The sequence below is a fragment of the Sphingomonas sp. GW821-FHT10C01 genome, assembly GCF_059415525.1.
In genome coordinates, this window is the sequence record NZ_JBWKNK010000002.1 from 19,186 (window position 1) to 41,630 (window position 22,445).

Below are 22,445 nucleotides of genomic sequence, written 5' to 3' on the forward strand. Positions count from 1 at the left end.
TCAGAAATTGGCGCCCAGGCCGACGAAGAAGACACGCCCCGGCTCGGCGAAACTGTAGAGTGCGGAGGTCTCCGCCAGCCGCTTCCTGAAGAGATTGTCGATCCCGGCCTTGAGCGTGAGCTTGTCATTCAGCGCGTGGCTCGCATCGAGCGACCAGAGATCATAGGCGTCGAGCCGGATCGCCTTGGTCGTGGTACCGGCGGTCTGGTAGATGGTCTGCTTGCCGATATAGCGGCCGCGCACATTTAGCTCGGTCCCCGGCATGGGTTCCCAGCCCACACGCACTTTCACCGTGTCGTTCGGCCGCTCCGCGAGCTCGCGATTGGCGGAAATGTCGCGTGGGTCGACATGGGTATAGTTGGCACCGAGTGTCAGCGTGGGCACCGGCTGGACTTCGGCCGACAGTTCGACGCCCTGGGTGCGCGCCCGGTTCACATTGACATAGGCACGCCGCTCACGCCCGCGAATGCCGCAGAACTCCACGCAGATCGTCTGTACCAGCCCGCGCAGATCGTTGCGGAACAGCGTCGCGCCGACACTCCAGCCGCGGCCGGTATAGCTGGCGCCGAACTCATAGGCGGTGCTGGTTTCCGGCTTGAGATCGGGATTGCCGGTGATGATGAAGCGTCCGCCGGCGGCTACGGTGATATAGCCGCGCGACAATTGCTTGAGGCTCGGGGCCTTGAACGCCTCGCCAAAGCCCCCGCGCAGGCGAAGGCCCTCGGCCGGCGTAACGACCAGATAGGCGCGCGGCGAAACCTGCCAACCATAGTCGGGGTGATGATCGAAACGGCCGCCCGTGGTGAGCGACACGCCGCCGGTGATGTCCCATTCATTCTGAATGAAGAGCGCGTCGTGATCGATGCTTTCGAAGCCAGCGGTGTTGACGGTGGCGTCGCGCAGCGTCTCATGCCGGTGCTCGCCGCCCAGCGTCAGGCGATTGCCGGCGAAGAGGTCGATCAGCACGCTGCCATCGGCAACCGAGTTGGTGACCTTGGTCGGCTGAGTCGGCACCTGGTTGCGGTCGCGTTCGTTGATCCGTTCGAGCACCGAGCGATAGGCGCGGGCGCGCACCTCGCCCCAACCCCATTTGCCGGTGTAGCTGCCATAGGTCTGCGCGCGGGTGACGTGGTCCTGATATTCGTAATAGGTGACCGGCGCGGACGTGGTCACCGTGTCGCGCGCGCGATCGTCGTCGATCATCGCTTGCCCGAGTTCGAACCGGTGCCCCGCGACGGGCTCCCACCAGGCGATGATGCTGCCGCTCAGCGCGCGGCGTTCCTCAAGCTCGCTCTGCCGCACATCCGTCAGGCTCCGGGTGCGGTCGCGGTAGCGATACTCGCCCCAGGCAACCACGCCGAGCGTCTCGGTCAGCGGGCCGCCAGCCAGCGCCGCCACCTGCGCGCTGTCGCCTCCGCGACCATCGCGAAAACCGGCGAGGCCGAGCGCACTGAGCTCGAACCGCTCCATGGGGCGACGGGTGATGACGTTGATCACGCCGGCCAGTGCTTCCGAGCCGTAGAGTGCCGACAGCGGCCCGCGCACGACTTCGATCCGGTCGATCGCGATGCTCGGCACCCAGCCGAGGTCGAAGTCGACATGGGCCATATTGGCCGCGGCGTCGTTGATCCGGCGCCCGTCGACCAGGGTCAGCACATGTTCGTTCGACATGCCGCGGATCGAGATGCCGCGCCGGGTCATGCCGATGCCGTTGATCGCCACCCCGGGCTCATTCTCCAGCGCCTCCGCAAGATCCTGGACGGGGCGGCGGCGCAGCTCCGTGCCGGTCACGACCGACATCGACGCGGGCGCGTCGGCGATCGGCTGCTCGCTACGAGTGGCTGTGACCACAACCTCTTGAGCATTGCGCTGCGCGCCCGCAGCGGCTGACTCGTTTTCGTTGGCCTTGGCAGGCGCGATACTGGCGATAGCGAGCGCGCAGGCACTCGTCGTGACTGTTGTGACGTACAGATTCAACGATCAACCCCCGGGGCGAAAGGCGCCTGCGCGCCAGTAGATGTGCCGATATCGATATTTGGTAACAGTATATCATATCCTTATCAAGCCCGGCTTGACGCACCCGTACCTAGGGCGGCGTCCCCGGATAGGTGAGCCGTTCGCGCTTCGCCTTCGTCTGTGCCTTGATCCGCGCCGCCGCGCGCGGCTCAAACCGGCAGGGCCGTGGTCGATTTGATTTCCGACAGGGCAACGGTGGAGTTGACCTCCTGCACGCCGGGAAGACGTGACAGCTTCTCGAAGAAGAAGCGTTCATAGGCTTCGATATCGGCCGCGACGATGCGCAGCATGAAATCGACCGGCCCCATCAGCACATAGCATTCAAGGACTTCGGGCATGTCATGGATCGATGCCGAGAATTCGTCGAGGTTCGCGCGACCATGAGCGTTGAGCTTGACCAGTGCGAAGACGTGCGCGTTGAGGCCCGCCTTCTTGCGATCGACCAGCGCCACTCGGCGTCTGATAAAGCCTTCGCGTTCCAGCCGGTCGATCCGGCGCCAGCATGGCGAGGCGGAGATGCCGACAGCCTCTGCGATCGCGGCGGTGGACAGTGAAGCATCTTCTTGCAGCAGGCGGAGAATCTTACGGTCGAACGCATCGATCTCTGGCATGATTTATCCTCAGTACGGCCGAATGGAGGGTAAACTTTCCAGATTGCTTCCGTCCATAGGCGAATCAGGTCAGAAATTCCCCGTTCCGGACTATAGTGTCGCGCCAGCGTTCGGGAGAGGTGTCGAGTGGTTGTGTGTTCATTGTTGCTGATGCGAGACCCCGCATGACCGACGCCGCACAGCCGCGTTTGGCGCGGTTCGCCATCACCACCGAACGCTGCCCGCAGGTGCTGTGCCGCCTCCTCGGCCTCATCGCGCAGCAGGATCGGCTGGTCGATGCGGTGCGGGTCGACTCCTCGGCCCGGATCTGTCGCATTTCGCTCGAGATCCGCGCGATCGACCCGCACCGCGCGGCGATCGTGGCCGAGAAGATGCGCGGCTTGGTCCGGGTGCGCACGGTCAAGCTGCGACTTGCTTGATCGTTATGCGGAACAGCTGACCCGACCCGATTGCTTCGGCGCCCTCCGCGTCCGGTCCGCTGCGGCCCCGATCTGCTGATCACCTCGAATTGACAATTCTCTAAATGAGATCATGATATCCTAATCAGGACTTTGTATTTTCATTTCAGGTGATGGACTAGCCTTATTCGCCGGCGACGCGGTCGACTGGACGAAGAGGCGTAGCGGAGGGGTTGCGATTCATGTGGAAGCATTCGCTTAAGCTCGGCCTAGCGGGATTGCTCGCGCTTGCTGCCGCGGTTCCCGCATTCACCCGGCAATCGCCGATGCCGGAAGTGCCCTCAAAGGCGCTGGTCGCCTCCGCGACGGCTGCCGCCCCGGTTGGCGAGCCGGTACTGACCAAGGCCGATGTCGATACCTGGCTCGACGGCTACATGCCCTATGCGCTCGCACGCGGCGACATCGCCGGCGCGGTGGTCGTGGTGGTCAAGGATGGGCAGGTGCTGACCCAGCGTGGGTTTGGCTATTCCGATGTCGCGGCGCGCAAGCCGGTCGATCCGGAAACCACGCTGTTCCGTCCAGGTTCGACCTCCAAATTGTTCACCTGGACCGCGGTGATGCAGCAGGTCGAGGCGGGCAAGATCGATCTCGACGCGGATGTGAACCGCTATCTCGATTTCCAGATTCCGGCCTATCAGGGCAAGCCGATCACGATGCGCCAGATCATGACGCACACCGCCGGGTTCGAGGAGATCATCAAGGGTCTGATGGTGTTCGACAAGCCGGTGGCGCCGCTGGGCGACATCCTCAAGGAACGCATCCCCGCGCGGATCTATGCGCCGGGCAGTACGCCGGCCTATTCCAACTACGCGACCGCGCTGGCCGGCTACATCGTCGAGCGTGTGTCGGGCCTGTCGTTCGACGACTATGTCGAACGCAATATCTTCCAGCGGTTGGGCATGGGACATACCAGCTTCCGCCAGCCGCTACCCGCCAAGCTCAAGCCGCTGATGTCTCAGGGCTATGAGGTGGGGTCGGGGAAGGCGCAGCGCTACGAGCTGATCGGCATGGCCCCGGCGGGCGCTGCGGCGGCAAGCGGCGCGGACATGGCGAAGTTCATGATCGCGCACCTCAACGACGGCGGCCCGCTGCTCAAGCCCGAGACCGAGCAGTTGATGCGAACCGCGCAGAATAAGAGCGTGCCGGGCCTGAACCAGATGGCGCTCGGCTTCTACGAGCAGTGGATCAACGGCCGCCGCGCGCTCGGACATGGCGGCGACACCGTCTATTTCCACACCGACCTCAAGATATTCCCCGCCGAAAAGGTCGGCGTGTTCATTTCCGTCAACAGCCAGGGCGCGGGGGGCGCCCCGGGCGCGGTCCGTACCGCGCTGCTCAACGGGTTCGCCGATCGCTATCTGCCGCCGGCGAGCAAGGCGCCGCCGGTCGAACTGCCGACGGCGAAGGAACATGCCAAGCTGCTGGTCGGAAACTGGAGCAACAGCCGCCGTGTGGAATCGAGCTTCGCCTCGATCGTCTATCTGCTCGGTGAGGCCAAGATCGGGCTCGACGCCGACGGCCGGCCGCTGGTGACCAGCATCCCGACGCTTGGCGGTGCGCCGCGCAAGTGGATCGAGGTGGCACCGTTCGTCTGGCAGGATGCCTATGGGCAGGATCGGCTGGCGGCACAGGTGGTGGACGGCAAGGTCGTACGCTGGTCGTTCAGCGCGATCTCGCCCTTCATGGTGTTCGACCGTACCCCCGGGTACGCGAGCGGCGCGTGGCTGATCCCGGCATTGGCGTTTGCGCTGGGTGTCGTCCTGCTTACCGCCTTGTCCTGGCCGACCGGCTGGTTTGCGCGCCGCCGCTATGGCGCCACGCTGAAGCTGGAGGGCCATGCCCGCCGCGCCTATCGCCTGGTTCGTGGTTTTGCCTGGTTGGTCCTGCTGGTGGTCGCCGGCTGGCTGACGGTGATCACCATGGTCGAGAATTTCGACGCGCACGGGACGTTCGACTGGCTGCTGCTGCTGCTGCAGGTGGCGGGAACGATCGGCTTCTTCGGGCTGGTCGGCCTTGCCGGCTGGAACCTGTGGCTTGCCGTCAAGGGCAAGCGCGGCTGGTTCTCGAAGCTGTGGGCCGTTCTGCTCGTGCTGGGCGCTGTCGTTCTGCTGTGGGTGGCATTGGTGTTCAAGCTGATCAGCTTCGGCACCGGTTTCTAATCCGCCTTCGCGCTTTCGCTCATGACGACCGGGCTTGCCTGCATGGTTCGCGGCAGGCCCGGTCAACAAGGAGATATTTCCCCATGATCCGTTCCCTTTGTGCGGTGCCCGCGCTGCTGTTGCTGGCCGCCATTCCCGCGGCGGCCGAGCTTCCCAAAGGGTTCGAGGCGCGGGTCGAGGAACTGCGTCGGAAGACCGGCACACCCGGCATTGCCATCGCGGTGGTCGAGAAGGGTAAGACCACACTCGCGCGCGGCTGGGGCGTGCGCGGGCTCGGCGATCCGGCCAGGGTGGATGCCGACACGATCTTCCAGACGGGCTCGACCGGCAAGGCGTTTACCGCTGCGGCGCTGGCGACGCTGGTCGATCAGGGCAAGATCAAGTGGGACGACCGGGTGATCGACCATATGCCCTGGTTCCGCCTGCACGATCCCTGGGTGACGCGCGAGATCACCGTGCGCGACCTGCTCGTCCATAATAGCGGGCTCGGTCTTGGCGCGGGCGATTTGCTGTTCGTTCCGCGCGGCAGCCTGTCGCGCAAGGAGATGGTGAAGCGACTGGCGCACATCAAACCGGCGCGCAGTTTCCGCTCGGGTTATGCCTATGACAATGTCCTCTACGCTGTCGCCGGGCAGTTGATCGAAGAGGTCAGCGGCAAGAGCTGGGAAGACTTCATGGCCCGAGACGTGCTGAGGCGCGGCGGGATGAACACCGCCACCGCCAATTATGAGGCGCGCCTGGCCACACCCAATCGCGCCATGCCGCACGCCCGCATCGCGGGCGCGGTGCGCGGCGACGGGCCGCTGTCGATGCTGGACGAGCGGGAGGCCGAACTGGGCCGTGCCGCTCTGCCGGCCGGCGGGCTGGCGCTGAGTGCCAACGATCTGGCGCAATGGCTCAAGATTCAGCTTGGCCGCGGCGCGCTGCCCGCAGGCGGGCGGCTTTATAGCGAGGCGCAGGCGAACGAGATGTGGAAGGGCGTGACGCTGCTGCCGGTCGGTGACGCCCCGCCGGGACCGATGGCGGCGCTGGCGCCCAAGTTCAGCAGCTATGCGCTCGGCTGGAACGTCGCGGACTATCGTGGCGCCAAGATCATCTCGCATGGCGGCGCCGTGCTCGGGGCGATCGCTCAGGTAATCCTGCTGCCCGAACAGGATGTGGGGATCGCGCTGGTGGTCAATGCGGAGGAGGGCGCGTTTCTGCGCGGCATCTCGCAGACGCTGGTCGACCATTATCTGGGTGCGCCGCAACAGGACTGGCCGGCGCTGTTCGCGGCGCAATATGCGCAGCGGATCGAGGGCGGCAAGGCCGCGCTCGCCACGACCAAGGCCACGCCCGCCAAGGTCGGCCCGTCACTGTCGCTCGATCGTTATGCCGGCACCTATCGCGATGCCTGGTATGGCGATGTCGCCGTCACTGCCGGCACGGACGGGTTGCGCATCGACTTCAAGACCACCCCGCGCATGGCGGGAAAGCTGGCGCACTATCAGTACGACACCTTCATCACCCGATTCGACGACAAGACGATCGAGCCAGCCTACGTAACCTTCGCGCTCGACGCGAACGGCAAGGTCGCGCGCGTATCGATGAAGGCGGAGAGTCCGGTGGCCGACTTCAGCTACGATTATCACGATCTGGACCTGCGGCCGGTGGAGGCGGGCAAGTGACGCGCGTTGCCGTCGCCGCGCTGCTGCTGGCCGTAGCCTTTTCGGGACAGGCGACATCTCGGCAGCCTGCGGAGGATGCCGAAAAGCTCCACAAGCGGCTGCTGGTGCTCGACACGCATCTCGACACGCCGATGCATTTCGGACGGCCAGGCTGGGATTTCGGCGCAAGGCACGACCCGGCTGACGATATCGTCCAGGTCGATTTGGCGCGGATGGAGGCGGGCGCGCTCGATGGCGGCTTCTTTGCCATCTATACCGACCAGGGGCCGCTGACGCCCGAAGGCTATGCCGCCGCGCTGGCCTTTGCGCGCAAGCGGTCGGACCTGATCGATACCACCCTGGCCGGTTTTTCGACGCGCATCGCCCCTGCACGCACGGCGGACGACGCCCGCCGTCTGAACCGCGCGAACATGCTGATCGCCTTCAAAAGCATGGAGAACAGCTATCCGGTAGGGGAAGACTTGTCGCTGCTCGCCGAATTTCACCGCCGCGGCGTGCGGCTGATCGGACCGGTGCACGCCAAAAATAACCAGTTCGCTGACAGTTCGGGCGACACGCCCAAATGGAATGGGCTGAGTCCGCTCGGTAAGCGGTGGATGGCCGAGATGAACCGGCTCGGTATCGTGATCGATGCCAGCCACGCGTCGGACGCGGCGTTCGATCAGATGGTGGAGGCTTCCAAGGCGCCGATCCTCTTGTCGCACAGCACCGGGCGCTGGGGCTATGACCATCCCCGCAACCTGGACGATGCGCGTATCCGCAAGCTCGCGGCCAAGGGCGGGGCGATCTGCATCAGCACGATCTTCCTATCGGAGATCAACCTTGCCGGTGAGCGTGGCGAACTGTTCGCGAAATATGAGCGGATTGCCACCCTATCACCTTCAGAGCAGGTTGCGCTGTCGAAGCGCTGGCGCGAGCTCGATCGAACCCAGCCGCTATGGAACGCCGATTTCGAGCGCTACATGCGGATGGTGCTGCACGTCATCAAGGTCGCTGGTCCGGACCATGTCTGCTTCAGCGGCGATTGGGACGGCGGCGGCGGTCTGTCGGGGATCGAGGATATATCGGCGCTGCCCAAGGTGACCGCGCGGTTGAAGCAGGCCGGCTATTCGGACGCGGACCTTGCCAAGATGTGGGGTGGCAACATCCTTCGCATCGTTGAGGAGGCGCGCCGGCATTCGACGATTGCCGGCGACTGACGTCGGGTAGGCGCGTGCGCCCTTGGCGCTCGATGCCGAACCGCATGACAAATCGCCGAGCCACCGTTACGAGGCGGGGCATGACGGCATGGATCCGGGACTCGCGCAACGCACGCGCCATCCTCGTGATGCTGTTCGCGCTCGTCCTTGCGATCCGCGTTGCGATCCCGGTTGGCTTCATGCCCACGCAGGCGCCGAATGGCATCGTCATTTCGGTCTGCACCGGGATGGGGCAGGCCAAGGCGTTTCTTCCGATCGAGAAGGGCGACGGCAAGGATCGCCATAGTACCGCTGAGCAGCCTTGCATCTACGCCGCGGGTTTGAGCGGGGCGCTTTCGCTCCCGCTCCTGACCGGGACGGGATCGGCCTTCGGCTTGGCCCGAGACCTGCCGGGATCGCGTGTCATCGCGGTTCCCTCTGTGCGGCGGCTTGCCGCCCCTCCGCCACCAGCTCTGGGGCCGCCTGGCCGGGCCTGAAGGCCGCACGGCGAGCAATCCGAAATCGCTCGCGGCCTGATCGCGCTTTGCGAGGGCACACATCCACGAACCTTAGGGGCGTTCTTGATGAACACCCTTTCGCTTGTGTTCGTCGCGCGGCCGCCTTGCCGTGCGCTCCTGTCGTCAGCGGCCGCCGCATGGCGCTTGGCCGCGCCGCGCGCTGGCGGGGTACCGCCTCCAACCTGATCCAAAGAGGAAACTCTACATGCGTATTGCAATCACTTTTCTCACGGTTGCCACGATGCTTGCTGTGCCCGCCGTTGCGCAGCAGGCAGCACCAACCACCGCACAGCATGCCGCACCCTTCACTTTACCGACCTTGCCCTATGCGCCTGACGCGCTCGACCCGGCGATCGATGCCCAGACCATGACGATCCATCACGGCAAGCACCACCAAGCCTATGTCGATGCGCTCAACAAGGCGGTGAACGAGAATGCCGCGCTTACGGGGCGAAGCCTGGAACAACTCGTCGCCTCGGCGGGCACGCTGCCGATGGTGGTGCGCAACAATGCCGGAGGCCACTGGAACCACGGCTTTTTCTGGAAATCGATGACCCCGGCTGTTCATAGCGGCGCGCCTTCGGCCGAGCTTGCCCGCGCGCTCGATGTTACCTTCGGGTCGTTCGACAAGTTCAAGGCCGCGTTCAGGGCCGCGGGGACCGGCCGGTTCGGTTCGGGATGGGTGTGGCTGATCGTCGGTGCGGATGGCCGGCTCGCGATCACCTCGACGCCCAACCAGGACAATCCGCTGATGGACGTGGCTGAGGTCAAGGGCACCCCGATCCTCGCCAACGACGTATGGGAGCACGCCTACTACCTCAAATACCAGAACCGCCGTGCCGACTATCTCGATGGCTGGTGGCAGGTTGTGGACTGGAAAACCGTATCCGAGCGGTTCGCTACCGCAACCCGCCGCTGATCGCCCGCAAAGGAGATAGACCATGTATCGATATCTGTTCGCGCCTATCGCCCTTTTGGGGCTAGCAGCACCGGCCATGGCGCAAACCGTGCGCCACGGAAGCCTGACGATCGACGGCGCCTGGACCCGTCAGACCGCGCCCGGCCAGAGCGTCGGCGGCGGCTTCATGCGCATTGCCAATCGCGGCAAGACCGCCGACCGATTGCTGTCGGGAACCTCGCCCGCAGCCGCCAAGGTCGAGATCCATACGATGTCGATGGAGGGCGGCGTGATGCGCATGCGCCCGCTATCCGACGGGCTTGCGGTGCCGGCGGGCGGCAAGGTCGAACTCAAGCCGGGCGGCTATCACATCATGCTGATCGGCCTCAAAAAGCCATTGGCGCTGGGCAGTCGCGTGCCCGTCACCCTGCGCTTCCAGCGCGCGGGAAGCGTGACCGTGCAGCTTCAGGTCAATTCGATCAGCCATGGAACGGGAGCCGGCAAATGACCGCAACCCCGACAAAGCTCACGCGTGTGCGTATCTGGCTATGGGTCGCGGTGGCGATCGCCGCGATCGCCACCGGCGCGGCGTATCTGCTGCGCGAACCCGCGCCGCCGCCCAATGCTGCGGAAAGCTATGCCAGCGCCTTTGGTGGCAGCTTCGATATGATCGACCAGAATGGGAAAGCGGTCACCGATCGGGCATTGCGTGGAAAACCCTATGCGATCTTCTTCGGTTTCACCCGCTGCCCGGATGTCTGTCCCACCACGCTGAGCCGGATGGCCGCCCTTCGCAAGCAACTCGGGACCGACGGCGACAAGTTCAATATTGTCTTCGTTTCGGTCGATCCCGGGCACGACAAGGCGAAGGACATCGGCAGCTATTTGACGCTGTTCAATACACCGATCATTGGACTGACTGGCTCGGACGCGCAGATCGCCCGCATCGTCAAGGCATTCCACGTCTATTACGCCAAGGTTCCGATCGAGGGTGGCGACTATACGATCGACCATACTGCGTCGGTGTTCCTGATGGACGGCGAGGGCAAATTCGTTGCCACCATCGACCATAAGGAGAGTCAGAAGACCGCGCTGGATAAGCTCAAACGATTGATTTGAGCCATTTGAACCGCCGGCCCTAGTGGCCGGCGGTTCAAGTAAGTCGATAGATCAGCTTGTCGATGACCAGCAGCGATCGTCCGGGTTCATTGTCGGCATCCTCCTCAGGCGGGTCGGCATAGAGAATGAGCGAGACTGCCCATTCGCCGCCAGTGGATGCAGGCGGATGCAGGTCGAGCCATTGTTCGAGCTCGGTTTCAAGCGTCGCCGCGGTCGTCGCGGAGAAGCTGGCGTGCGGATAGAGGGTCACCGGTAAATAGGTGACCACGCCGTCGAGGTCCTCTGGGGTCGGTGCGATCAGCTCGTTGCCATAGGCCACTGACAGTGTGATGTTCTGCCCGTCTGGCGTACCCAGAATCTGTGTCAGCGAGGTCTGTAGCGCCGCGGCGAACCCATCTTGGGCACCGCTGCCGATCTCGAACCGCTGCGGCCAGTTGAGCAGCGGCCAGATGCTGTTCTCCGCAGTAATATCGGGCGTGTGATAGACGAAGTCCTCGTTGGTGTCTGGACCGGTCTCGCCGAGCAGCTTGGCGTTGCGGCGGACGGCGAGGCTGGCCTTGGCATTCTGCAACTGCGCCAGATTCAGGTCTTTCCAGGCCAGCCCGATGGTTTGCGCGGTCTGTGCCGGATAAAGACCGTCGGTGCCGGCCGGGAAATCGTAGAGCGCGCTGGTCGGGGTCAACAGCCTGTCGAAGGTCAGCTGGAGCGGTTCGCCGCCTGGCGGCGTGTAGTAGATATCGGGCCAATCCCCCGATGGGCTGATGCCCGCGGTACCGATGCTGGTGAGCGTCAGGGTCTTGAGACCGATCCCCTCATAGCCGACCTGGGCATAATATTCGTAGGACGAGACCGTCGTGTCGCCCGACTGACCGCTCTGCGGGCCTGGTTCTTCGCTCGTGAGAGGCCAATGCGCATCCCAAGCGGCGGCGATGGTTCCGACCAGCGAAGCGAAGGAGGTTGCGGCATTCTGTAACGTCGCGATCGGAGCCGCGCGCGTCTTGTCGACCCAGCCAGGCAGCAGCGCCCAAAGCCCGTCGGCAGCGGTCGAATAGCCTGCCAGCGCGTTGACGATATTCTCGACGGTCAACCGGGTGGACAGCATCTCCGGCGGCAGGCCGATATTGACGTCGAACGCGATGATGACCTCATCCTGCTCGGCGTGCTGATGGGCATAGGTGACGCCGAACGTCCAGTCCGCGGTCTGGTCGAGGCCGTCGGGAATAGGGTGGCTCGCCGTCCCCGATTGCGCAACCAGCGCCGGCGGGGGGGGATAGGCGCGCAACGGCACCGGAATGTCGCTTTCGCCAAGATCGGTGGACAGCGCGCTGGGCGGGTCCCGATCGAGCGGAGGGACGAAGCTCACCCAGTTGGAGGCGACATAGCCCTCGACATTAGGCACGGCGGCGATGTCGAATTCCGCCTCGTCATAGACATAGCCGAGGTTCATCGGGACGTGGCTCGATACCGACACGTCGGGCACCGTCATCAGGAACGAGGCGTAGGATGCCGGAACGGTGACGTCGGTCTTGGCGCTGGTCAGCGTGAACGGGCGTGGATCGGTCGGGGCTGGAGTCAACGGCTTGGTGGCGCCGGAAAGCCGGGCTGGCGGCGCGTCGGTCTCGTCCTTGGTCCAGGCGCTCGTTACGGTAGCATCATATTGCAGCAGCGCCGCCATGGCGTAGGTGCCGGCAAGGTTGGCGGACAATTTGTCGGCGACTAATGTCCGGGCCTCCGTGGTGGCGGCACTGGGCATTGGCATGCCGAGGTCCAGCACGGGATAGAGCCCGCGTGCGATCGCGGGGGCCAGCAGGCGCTTGGCATCAAGCACTGACTTGAGCTGGGCTCGGCCGGTGGGATCGGCATAGAGTGCAGCGGCGTAGGGTCCGGACAGGAAGACGTCGATGTCGCCCAGCATTCGGGCCGCCCAGCTCTCTGGATCAACATTCTGGAAGTTGAACGGGGTCGCCGGGGACAGGGTGCCGTCGGACTGTACGGTGCTGACGTCGACGTCCATGCGTGTTTGCAGGCTGTTGTAGAGCGGACGCAGCGCCCAGACGCGCGGCAATTTGCCCTCATCATCGGTGATAGCCGGCGCGACCGTGACGCTGGTGATCCCGGTGGCACCGAAATCGACTGCCCACAGATCGGCGGTCTCGTCTTCCGTCCGGCCGGTGGCGAGACGAAGCAGTGGCAATGCCGCAACGAAGTCCTCGGCAAAGGCGGTATAGGTCTGCGATGTCTCGCCTTCCGCTCCCTGTGCTGTGGTCGGCGCGGGAACGGGTGAATCGGCGCGGGCGATGCGGCCGTTGGGGTCGACGTCGAGCGGAATGGCCGCACTCGGCCGCTCAATCCGCAACCAGACATAGAGCGGGAAGACGGGCGCGGGGAATGGCCCGGCGCCGAGGGGCATCTTGGCGGTGAAGATGCTGGTGGGTGGGGGTAGGAAGGCGGCCGCACCTTTGGCGATCAGCGCGGCGTCGGGGTTGTTGGCGAGGATGTCGGTGATCGAGAGCGGCATGCCGGCATCGGCGAAGCGCGCGCCGATGCTGTTGAACGTGTCGTGGCTGGTGGTCGTGATCGGTGTCTCCAGGCCGGGCGCGGAGAGCGAGACGCCGTTCGCGATCAACCCCATCGTACCGGCATTGGCCTGCGCGAATGCGACACCGTCGAGATTGTAGAGCGCCGCCGCCGCGCTCGTCGTCAGATTGGTGCCGGACGCCGGGATCGCTGCGGGCGGACAGACGAACAGCCCGCCGCCCAGAAGGATCGTCGTGCTTGCCTCGATCGCCGACACGGTCTGCGCGAAGGTGATCGCCGGGTCGAGCGCCTGGGCCGCCTGCCAGAGATCATCAATCGACCAGCCGGTCCCGGTCGTCACCGATACCGACTGGATCTCCACTTGCTGGTCCGCGGCAAGGGCGCCAGGCATCGCGGCATTGGCTTCGGCGATCGTTTCGGCGTTGCTGGCGAAGTTCGCGGCGATGCCGTCCAGCGTGTTGCCGGCCGCGATGGCGAAGGGCGCGCGCTGCGCGGTGACGGGGGCGGCGATCGCTCCGGGGACCGACAGCGCGGTTGTCGCGGGCAGCGGGACCGTGAGATTGTCCGAGAGCAACAGCCCCGGCGGGCTGCCATAGGCGGCGGCGAATTCGGCCACCGTGCGCAGCTCGTTCGTGTCGAGCGCGACGCTCATATCGCCGAGATGGACCAGCGCGCCGCTGTCGAACAGGTTGGCGGTGGCGACATTGCTCGCGGCGAGGCTGTTCAGCGTAAGCGCGGGCGTCAGCGGTTGCGCGAATATGGTTTGCGCGGCTTGGCTGAGCGTTTCGTCTTGGCCCGCCACCAGATGCAGGGTCGGCAGGACCGTGGCGGCGACATAGATGGCAGGCTTGTCCTGATTCTCCACCGCAAGATCGGCGGCGGTGCAGATGACGCCCAGCGCTGCAAAAGCCGCGATCACCTCGGCAAAGGTCGTATGTGTCGCGTCGGTGGTGATCGAATAGCCCTGATAGTCAAAGACGAAACCGGTCGCGAAAGTGGGCGGATCAACGGTCACGGCGGCGATATCGCCTGCCAATAGCGCGACGCTGGTGTGCATGTCCGTGGCGAGATCGGCGAGCGATGGCGCGGCTTCGGGCACCGCGAAGGTCGAGCCGGGCGGCAGCATGAGCACGCATTGCGGGCGCAGCAGCAGGATCGTCGAATTGGCGGCGTCCTGGAGCAGCGCGGTCGCGTTGGCTGGCGCAGGCCAGCCGTCGCCACGCGCCTGGGCCGTGGTGGTGATCGATTGCGCCGTATCCCCCTCCACAAACGGGCCACCGACCGGCACGGTGAGGTTCTGCGCGCCGAAGATCTGGAAGAGGAGCACGTCCTTGTTGGCGGCGGCAGCCAGATAGGGACCCATGCCATATTGGGTCCAGACGGCGGACAGCGTCGCCGCCACTGCGGTGTCGACCGGAACCGCCGTGGCAACGGACAGCGCTGCGGCATAGGCGTGGTTGGCGGCGGCATAGCGCACTGCGAGATGCGGCTGATCTACGGTTAGGGGGAGGGGGGTCTTGTTGCTGGTTCGCAGGGTGGTCAGGATTTTGGGGACGACATCGGTCTGGACCAGCTGGAAATAGATGTCCTGATACTTCGCGGCCTGAAGCTGCGCCTTGGCCGCGAGCGTGGCGGCGGGCTGAAGCGGGTTGGGGGCCAGCGCGCCCGGTTGCGACGAGAGCGTGACCGCGAGCGTCACCTTGCCGTCCGCCTGCCCCAGCGCATAGGCCAGGGTGGTGCCCGGCCAGCTCGAAACGGCGATCAGCGGATCGGTATAGCCGATCGAATAGTCGATCGCGCCCGGTGGCGTGCCGGTGGAGCCGCTCGGCGGCGTGGTCACGTTGGCGAACACATCGAGAGCATCCATCTGGATCCGCGCCGGCACCAGCGTGCCCGCTCCACCCGGCCCACGATACGGATCGCTGGCCGGGTCGGGAAGCCCCGCCACCGCGGGCGCGACCGAGACCGGACCGAAGCGATAGAGCGGCAGCACCTGATCGTAGCGCCAGTACGTCGTGCCGTCGCTCATCGCCGCCTGGGCGACCCCGGCGCGAATGCGGCGCTCCAGCCGTTGCCGCCGCGCGAGGCTCTGGTGCGTGCCATCCTCTTCCTGCGGACTCATCGGCGGGGCGGGGACGGTCGGGGTGAATGGCGTGTCGGTGCAGGTGGCGACGTTGTAGCTGACGAGGCTGAACTGCGCGCCCAGCGGGTCCGTGGTCGGATCGGCCTGGGGCAGAGTCACGGTGAAGCCGATATTGCCCGGCGGGAAGGCGGGGGTGTCGATATCGTCGGTGTCGTCGGCGCTGAGCACATAGAGCGCGTTGGTCGAGGCATCGAGGCCCGGCGCGACCAGCGCATAATTGTTGGTCGTGCGCAGCGCGCGGCCCGCAGGCTCGGGTTCGAGCTGGGTTGCGTCGAGCAGCATCAGGCTGATCGTCGCGACACCGGACTGATCGAAGCAGCTTTCGGGCAAGGTGTTGCCGTGGACGTCGCTGTACGAGAAGCTGTAGCCATAGCCGCCGACCACGCTGGCTTCCCACAACAAGGTCATGAACGAGGTCAGCTCCCCGAAATTGGCATAATATTCGCTGCCATCCTCCGTCTGGGGGGCGCCGTCCTCTTCGAACCGCTCGGAATGGACGCCGGAGCTGGTTTCGGTGCTGAGGTTACTCTTGACGATATAGGTGGCGGCGGGGTCGGGCTGGGCGGCCATCGTCCCCGAAATGTCGTCGTTCGACGGCGCGGGGGCATAGAGCAGATAGCCGTAGCTGCCGGCCGACAATTGCTGCCACGCCTCCAGCAGAAGCTGGCGGCCGGCGGTGTCGGCGCCGAGCAGCTCGAAGACGCTCTGGTATCCGCTGACGCGCCGCACGCGGAATTCGACCATCGTGGCCCAGGTGGCATTGGCGACGATGTCGCTGGTCTGCGGGCGCGAGCTGTCGGTATAGCGCTGCACCAGTTCGTACAGGGTGTCCGACCCGCTTTGCGCCCGGGCGACGAGCGAAGAGGGGAAGGGCCACAGGCTCCACTGGCCGACCAGCGGCGTGCCGCCTGTCGGGGTGAAGGCGAACCCGTCGGGCGATTGCACCGGAATCTCATGATCGAGCCCATAGGGTCGCGGCGACAGCGCGCTCATCGGCATGGCGACCGGCCCGCGCGTCGGCGCGAGCAGCAGCCCGGTCTGCGGATACACGCCATCAAGCTGCGTGTTGGTGAGCTGGATCGGCAGCGCGGTGACGTCCTTGGTCTGGACGAGCAGGCCCGCGCCGAACCGCCCGCGCACCGCGAGACCGGGGTTGAGCTGGTCGAGCTTGGGATATTGTTTGCGAAGCCGCGCCAGCGTCTGCTTCTCCTGCACGGTGGTCGTTTCCACTAGCATCACCCAGCTCCGATAGGCCGGATCGACCGTGACGCTGAGCGCCACCGCCACCGCATCGGGCTGGGTCATGTCGGCAGCCGGTCCCGACACCTGCTGTCCGGTCAAGTCGTAGAGCGGCGACAGCGGCCCGGTCGCCTCGGCATGGCCGGTCCCGTTGGTCACCGGGGCGGGCAACGACTGCCCCGACAGCAATTGTCGCGCGGTCAGCCCTGCCGCCTGGCCGGGCGCGGTCCCGCCCATGACGTCGCGGACCAGCGTATCAACCTCCTGTGCGGGCAGGTGGTAGATATGGAGCACCACCGGTGGGGTGTCCGGGGAGACCTGTTTGTAGAGCAGCGCATCGTTGGTCGCGATCGGGGTGCGCGTCGCGAAATCGGCGACCGTCATGCCATAGCGGGTAGCGAGGCCGATCAGCGTATCGGGCGGCGTGGTCGCGGTGGTGAACTGGACCGAGGGAACGGTCAGCACCGCCAGCGGCGCGAGCACGGGCTGGTCGCCGATCCAGGCGAGCAGCCCGGTCGGCGCGGCCGCGAACAGGATCGTGCGGTCCGCCAGTATCGTCAGGCTCTCGCCCAGCGCGACGGTGACTCCCGTAAGCCCGCCGGTGATCGGCAGCGCCGGGATCGCGGTGGCGCCCGACGTCCAGCCGGGATTGGCGGCCCGCACCGCGTCGAGGAAGTTCGACCATTCAGGATCGGCGGCGTCCTGGCCCGATCCGAGCGCGACCGCCGCGCCGATCCGCGCGAGCGTGTCTCCCGGCAGCGTCGTGTAGGTCGCGGCGCCGGCGAGACCCGCATATTCGGGCGGCATGGTCAGGACTGTGCCGACGGGCAGGTCCATCGTCTGGCTCCACCCCGCCAGCGGCTGACCGGTTCCGGAATTGAGCTGGAACACGGTCTCTGCGATCACGTCGCCCTGCGTCACATTCGTGCGGTTCGCGAAGCGCGTGTAGAAGATCGCGGCGGCGAAGATGACGACGAAATTCTGCGGATTGGAATAGCTTGCCGCCAGGGTGGTGAAGACCGCGCCCGCGCGCAGCACCGTCTGGTTGTCGGCAAGGGTCGTGCCGGTGAACAATGCCTGCGCATCGGCCAGACCGAACTGGCTGGCGACGCCGTCGAAGGTCGCGTCGGCGGGGAGCTGATAGTCGACATCGCCCAGCGCCACGGTCACGTCGGGAACCAGGGTCTGATCGGGATTGTCGGCGGCGATCTCGCCCGGCGCGGTGCCGATCACGACGTCGATTATCTGTCCGGGCGCGGCGTCGGCCAGCGTCGCGGCAAGATCGGGATTCTGGAACTCCAGCTCGGCCTGGGTCGCGCCCAGCGCCGCGGCGACGCTCGCGACCGTATCGTTCGCGCGTACGCGATAGACGATGGGCGCGAACGGGAGTTTCTTGGCGATCTGGCTCAGCGACTGGGGTGAGGTGAGGCTGTAGGTGGTCGCCGTCATCAGGTCTTCCGCCGATTGGACGGCGGTCCGCGCGAGCATCAGGCACCAGTCGCGGAAGACGAAGGTCGCCATCGATTCATAGTCGGTGGGATCGTCGTCATCCGGCGCCGCGTCGCTCGCGGTGCTCGATGTCTGGAACTGCGTGAAATAGGCGTTGGCGCCCCATTCGTAGAGCGGCCCGACCGGGTTGAATTCGTTGAAGTCGCGATCCGGGAGCTGGGTCGATGTCCAGGCGAGGAAGGGCGGCATCGGCAGCACGCTGGCGCTGTACGACGATGGCCAGTTCCCGTCGGCGGGCGGGCCGGAAACCTGCATGACGATGTTCTTGGAGAAGAAGGTCGACAGCGTGTCGAGCGAGAAGGCGTCGGTGGTCTCGCTCCAGCTCATCTGTTCGTTGAGGATCGCGAGCTGGCCCGAGGTGATCGACGTGGCGCTGCCGATCACCGCGCTGATCGACCAGCGCAGCAGCGCCTCCATCATCACGTCGAGGGGCAGGTCGGACACCACGCCTGCCTGTGCGTTCGCGCTCACGCTGCGGGTCGCTTCGCGCGCGTTCGATGCGCTGTCGCGGCCATCGGCGGCGGTGGCGACGACGGCGAGGCGATAGTCCGGGGTGGCGGGCAGCGGCGGCGCGGTGCTGCCCGACCAGGCCGCGGGCAGTTGCCAGACCGATCCCGACACCACCAGACAGATCGGCACATTGGCCGGTGTGTCGAACACGACCGTGTTGGGGTTCCAGGTCAGGACATAGGCAGGGTCGTCGGTCAGCGCGCGGTGTGTCGCGGTCAGGCGCGCCTCGGGCGTGGCGTGGCGCGCGGCGGTGGCGAGCAGATGCTGGCGCGAGAAAGCACTGGTGCGCAGGCCCGGGACGCGCCGGGTACCGGGCAGTGAGTTGCCGCTTTGATCGGCCGCGAGGATCCAGGGCGTGCGCCGGTCGGACCCGACGGTGAACGATACGTCGATTTCGGCCGAGAAGCTGAAATGGATCCTGACGAACAGGATCTTGATGCTGGCGCTGACCGTGACCCGCGCCGACAGGCGGAAGATCGACTTGCGATAGGCTTCGAGGGTCACCGACACCTCGGCATAGGCCTCGATATTGGCGGAGGCCTTGACGATGACGAAGTCGACCTCGCCATAGACGCGGCCGTGGATCGCGACGATCGCCCGCATCCAGTAATATTCGTCGGTCGAGGAATTCGAGTTGGACGGATTGAACCAGCCGAGCACGCCCTGGAAGGTCGCTTCGACCTGAAGATAGGCGCCGCCGCTCAAGGGACCGAACTTGATGTCCTTGCCGACGCCTACCGCGAGGCCCAGCCCGAGCTCGATGACCGGCGCGAAGGTGCCGTTGGTGATCTTGGGCGTGCGGCGCGACGTGGTGCCGTCAAGCAGGCCGAAATAGAAGCCGCCGCGCCCGAGGAACGGGAACACCTCGACCGCGAACGACCGGTCGAAGTCGCGATTGTAGGGGAAGCCCATGTCGATCAGGAAGTTGCCGTTGGTGTAGATTTCGATCACCACCACGCCGAGCGTGATCGATACCTCACCCATCTCGAAATGGCGGAACTGGTCGGGCAGCCGCAGCTCGATGCGGAACATGCCGACATCGTTCGAGATCTTCTTGTAGAGTATCTCGAAATCCAGTCCCGCGAACGCCTTGGCCTTTTCGCCATGCAGCGAGATCGACAGGCCGTAGAGCTTGGGATCGTTGAACAGGAAGCCCAGGTCGACCGTGTCGAGCAGGGTGATGTCGAAACCGATCAGCCACTGGCTGTCGGCGGCATAGACCATGCCTGGATTCTGGGTGAGCGGGTTGACGTCGGGATCCTCGACCGGCCCCATCTGCTGGGTCAGTTCGTTGAGGAAGCCGCGCACCGTATCGATCTGGTTGAACACGTCGTTGGCGAAGCTGACGCGCTGGCCGAGACCGAGGTAGCGGATGTCGAGCAGCGAGGGACCTTCACCGGGCACCGCCGGCGGGGGATCGTCGATCACGTCCCAGGCCAGCGCGTCGTCGCCGGTATAGGATTTGCCCAGGAAATTACCCTCGAGGATCAGCTCGACCGTCGATTTGCCGTTGGGCTTCCAATAGCGCACGCCGATCGTGTCGATGCGCATCACGACGATGTCGGCGCCGACGTCGCAGGTCAGCTCGATCATGTTGTCGGTCGGATCGAACATCAGCTGGAAGCGCGAGAGGTCGATCTTGTTGAGCAGATTCCAGGGTGAATCGAGCGTGTAGCCGATGGTCGGCGCGGCGAGATTGACGAGATATTCGAGGATGCTGCCCAGCGTGACGCCGCCGAGGCGCGCGTAGAGCACCTGGTGCGGTGTCGTTGCGCCCTTGCTGGTGCGCTGTCCGGTGGTGACGGTCAGGATCAGCTTGTCGAACGTGGCGATGAACCGATAGATTTGCGCATCGGCGCTGAGGTCGGTTTCGAGCGCGACCGAGACCTTGCCGATCTGGAAACCGCCGCCGAGCGTTCCGGTCAGCGCGCCGCCGCCGGCGCTTGCGACATCGGCATAGGCGGTGATCGCGATGCCGCCGGGGATGCCCAGTACCGGCGCCGGCCATTGCACCGACGCGCGGCCGGTGAACCGATAGTCCTGCGACGTCGTGTTGAAGCGGAACGAGAGCAGGTCGAGGTAGATGTGCGGCACCCAGGCGGGCGGCGTGCCGAAGCTGAGGAATTTCGCGACCAGCGCGGTGAGGTCCACGCTCATGCCCGGATAGAGCGCGCCGGAGAAGGTCCAGCCGCCATTGACCGTGGCGCTGGAATATTCGGCCGCCAGCACGAAGGTGGGATCGGCCTCTCCGGTCGGGCCGCCGCCGACCAGGATGAACGTCCCCGAAATGCCGCCCGCGACCGCGCTCTGCGTCACCTGCACCCAGAAGCCGAGGCTCTCGAGCGTGATCGCGGCCTCGCCCAGCGGGACGGTGACGTTGGTGGTGATGATCGCGCGCGCGTCATAGGTGTGCGACAACGGATCCGCGTTGAACGAGAAGGCGGTGATCGCCACGTCCTTGAACGGTCCGTCGGGGCCGGTACCGCCAAAGAAGAACTGGAGCGCGGAGTTGAGCGGGATGGTGTCGTTGTCGGCCAGCTGGCCCTGGACGACATAGGCTGGGATCAGCGCGTTGACGGAGATGGTGAAGGTGGCGCCGCCGTCCGCCAGCGTCGGCAGTTCCGAAAGCTTGCGCAGCCCGGCGAAGCGCGGCACCTGGCGCGACGCCGCGCCGCCGACGACGACGTCGCCATAGACGGTTCCAGCGATCACCGCATTGTCGAGCGAATAGCTATAGGGATCGCCGCCGAAGGTTAGGACCCAGCGCGTGCCGACATTGTCGATGCGGACGAAGGGGACGGGCGGCTCCCAGCTCTTGTCCGAACCCAGCGTCACCGCGACATAGGTGACCCCGCCCAGCGGATGCGCGAGCGTGGGCGGAACCAGGCCGACGCTGATATTCTCGAACGTGAAGTCGTCGAGCACCGGCAGCGTCGGAGGAAGCGGGAACTCGCTGGGCAGCAGCCCGTCGAACAACCCGGTGAGCATCAGCAGTCCGCCGCTCAGCGTGGGCTTGTTGGCATCGAAGCCCAGATAGAGCGGCCAGACATCGTCGCCCTGGAGCAGCGGGCTGGACAGCGTCGCCACCACGGCTGTCGAACCGCCGCCGAGCGTCAGCGTCGCGGACAGCGACAACTGGGTCAGCGCCGTGACCCCGTACACTTGCTGGTCGAGGTCGAGCAGGCTCTGGAACCACAGGCTCAGATCCTGGACGGTCATCAGGCCGACCTTGAGCTGGGCGCCGGAAATCCGCGCCTTGAGGTCCATTGCCGGATTGTCGCCGGACGCCTGCGGCATTTCGATGGTGCCGACGATCGCGAGCGGCACCGGTCCGATCCAGTCGACCAGCGTGTCGAGCTCGCCATTGCCGACGATCGGCAGCGTGCCGGCCAGTCCGATCGCGGTGGTGGTCGCGTCATTGTCGGATGCGAGTACCGGTCGCTGGACCTGAATCGGCACCAGATAGGAGGTGAGCCAGGTCAGCCCGCCATCCAAATTCTGCTGCGACTGGGGAAGGTTGGGGAATTGGGTGCCGAAGGTCCAGCCGGCGTTGATCGGCGCGAGCTTGAGCTGGAACAGCGGGGTTTCGGGCGTGGGCAGGGTCGCGGTCAGGGTGACGGCGACCTGGATGGTGTTCGCGGCGGCACCACCGGGGACGGTCAGCGTCGCGCGGCCGGTCAAGACCACCGATGCCGCGGTCTGCTGGGTTTCGATGTTGCTGACGAGCGACACCGCGGGGCTTGGCCCGAACTTGTTGGCGGCGACGATCAGCGTCTTGAGCGGCCAGTTGGGATCGGGATCCGTTCCGTAGAGGTCGAACGTGCCGCCCGCCGATGCCGCGTTCAGTGCATTGAGGATGTCGGTGAGCGTCATCGGCCGCTC

General features: G+C 65.5%; 11 protein-coding genes. 8 read left to right on the plus strand and 3 right to left on the minus strand.

What is annotated here, in order from left to right; translation table 11 throughout:
- Together AC07M1_RS12150 and AC07M1_RS12155 are read right to left on the minus strand one after the other, a co-directional pair.
- On the minus strand, positions 1-1,851 hold the full coding sequence (locus AC07M1_RS12150; RefSeq protein ID WP_495162874.1) for a TonB-dependent receptor domain-containing protein: 1,851 nt from the start codon (positions 1,849-1,851) through the stop codon (positions 1-3).
- Between the two features lie 314 nt (positions 1,852-2,165).
- The gene (locus tag AC07M1_RS12155) at positions 2,166-2,627 is read right to left on the minus strand and encodes an Lrp/AsnC family transcriptional regulator (protein WP_495162875.1); all 462 of its coding nucleotides are present in this window, start codon (positions 2,625-2,627) and stop codon (positions 2,166-2,168) included.
- Between the two features lie 164 nt (positions 2,628-2,791).
- Between AC07M1_RS12155 and AC07M1_RS12160 the strand changes: the two genes are divergently transcribed.
- The 8 genes from AC07M1_RS12160 to AC07M1_RS12195 all read left to right on the plus strand — a co-directional run bounded on the left by AC07M1_RS12160 (position 2,792) and on the right by AC07M1_RS12195 (position 10,624).
- A complete protein-coding gene (locus AC07M1_RS12160) occupies positions 2,792-3,046 on the plus strand; it encodes an ACT-like domain-containing protein (protein WP_495162876.1) in 255 nt (84 codons plus the stop codon).
- Between the two features lie 221 nt (positions 3,047-3,267).
- Positions 3,268-5,244, plus strand: a complete 1,977-nt coding sequence (locus AC07M1_RS12165) for a serine hydrolase domain-containing protein (protein ID WP_495162877.1) — start codon at positions 3,268-3,270, stop codon at positions 5,242-5,244.
- Between the two features lie 83 nt (positions 5,245-5,327).
- On the plus strand, positions 5,328-6,911 hold the full coding sequence (locus AC07M1_RS12170) for a serine hydrolase (protein WP_495162878.1): 1,584 nt from the start codon (positions 5,328-5,330) through the stop codon (positions 6,909-6,911).
- Positions 6,908-8,110 carry a dipeptidase gene (locus tag AC07M1_RS12175; RefSeq protein WP_495162879.1) on the plus strand — a complete coding sequence of 401 codons (1,203 nt, stop codon included), beginning with the start codon at positions 6,908-6,910 and terminating at the stop codon, positions 8,108-8,110. The genes AC07M1_RS12170 and AC07M1_RS12175 overlap by 4 nt, the downstream gene beginning before the upstream one ends.
- A gap of 80 nt (positions 8,111-8,190) precedes the next feature.
- Positions 8,191-8,586: a hypothetical protein gene (locus tag AC07M1_RS12180; RefSeq protein WP_495162880.1), complete on the plus strand. Its 396-nt coding sequence runs from the start codon at positions 8,191-8,193 to the stop codon at positions 8,584-8,586.
- 226 nt (positions 8,587-8,812) lie between these two features.
- On the plus strand, positions 8,813-9,526 hold the full coding sequence (locus AC07M1_RS12185; protein WP_495162881.1) for a superoxide dismutase: 714 nt from the start codon (positions 8,813-8,815) through the stop codon (positions 9,524-9,526).
- A 22-nt stretch (positions 9,527-9,548) separates the two neighbouring features.
- The gene (locus tag AC07M1_RS12190; protein WP_495162882.1) at positions 9,549-10,013 is read left to right on the plus strand and encodes a copper chaperone PCu(A)C; all 465 of its coding nucleotides are present in this window, start codon (positions 9,549-9,551) and stop codon (positions 10,011-10,013) included.
- Complete coding sequence (locus AC07M1_RS12195; RefSeq protein ID WP_495162883.1) at positions 10,010-10,624, plus strand: SCO family protein; 615 nt, start codon at positions 10,010-10,012, stop codon at positions 10,622-10,624. Before AC07M1_RS12190 ends, AC07M1_RS12195 begins: the two co-directional genes overlap by 4 nt.
- Positions 10,625-10,658: 34 nt before the next feature.
- Here the strand turns inward: AC07M1_RS12195 and AC07M1_RS12200 are convergent, their stop codons facing one another.
- Complete coding sequence (locus AC07M1_RS12200) at positions 10,659-22,436, minus strand: hypothetical protein (RefSeq protein WP_495162884.1); 11,778 nt, start codon at positions 22,434-22,436, stop codon at positions 10,659-10,661.
- Positions 22,437-22,445 lie beyond the last annotated feature (9 nt).

Coding starts and splice junctions, on each gene's coding strand:
- AC07M1_RS12200 (WP_495162884.1), bottom strand. CDS start 22,436: ATGACGCTCACCGACATCCTCAATGCACTGAACGCGGCATCGGCGGGC.
- AC07M1_RS12190 (WP_495162882.1), top strand. CDS start 9,549: ATGTATCGATATCTGTTCGCGCCTATCGCCCTTTTGGGGCTAGCAGCA.
- AC07M1_RS12160 (WP_495162876.1), top strand. CDS start 2,792: ATGACCGACGCCGCACAGCCGCGTTTGGCGCGGTTCGCCATCACCACC.
- AC07M1_RS12195 (WP_495162883.1), top strand. CDS start 10,010: ATGACCGCAACCCCGACAAAGCTCACGCGTGTGCGTATCTGGCTATGG.
- AC07M1_RS12170 (WP_495162878.1), top strand. CDS start 5,328: ATGATCCGTTCCCTTTGTGCGGTGCCCGCGCTGCTGTTGCTGGCCGCC.
- AC07M1_RS12165 (WP_495162877.1), top strand. CDS start 3,268: ATGTGGAAGCATTCGCTTAAGCTCGGCCTAGCGGGATTGCTCGCGCTT.
- AC07M1_RS12185 (WP_495162881.1), top strand. CDS start 8,813: ATGCGTATTGCAATCACTTTTCTCACGGTTGCCACGATGCTTGCTGTG.
- AC07M1_RS12155 (WP_495162875.1), bottom strand. CDS start 2,627: ATGCCAGAGATCGATGCGTTCGACCGTAAGATTCTCCGCCTGCTGCAA.
- AC07M1_RS12180 (WP_495162880.1), top strand. CDS start 8,191: ATGACGGCATGGATCCGGGACTCGCGCAACGCACGCGCCATCCTCGTG.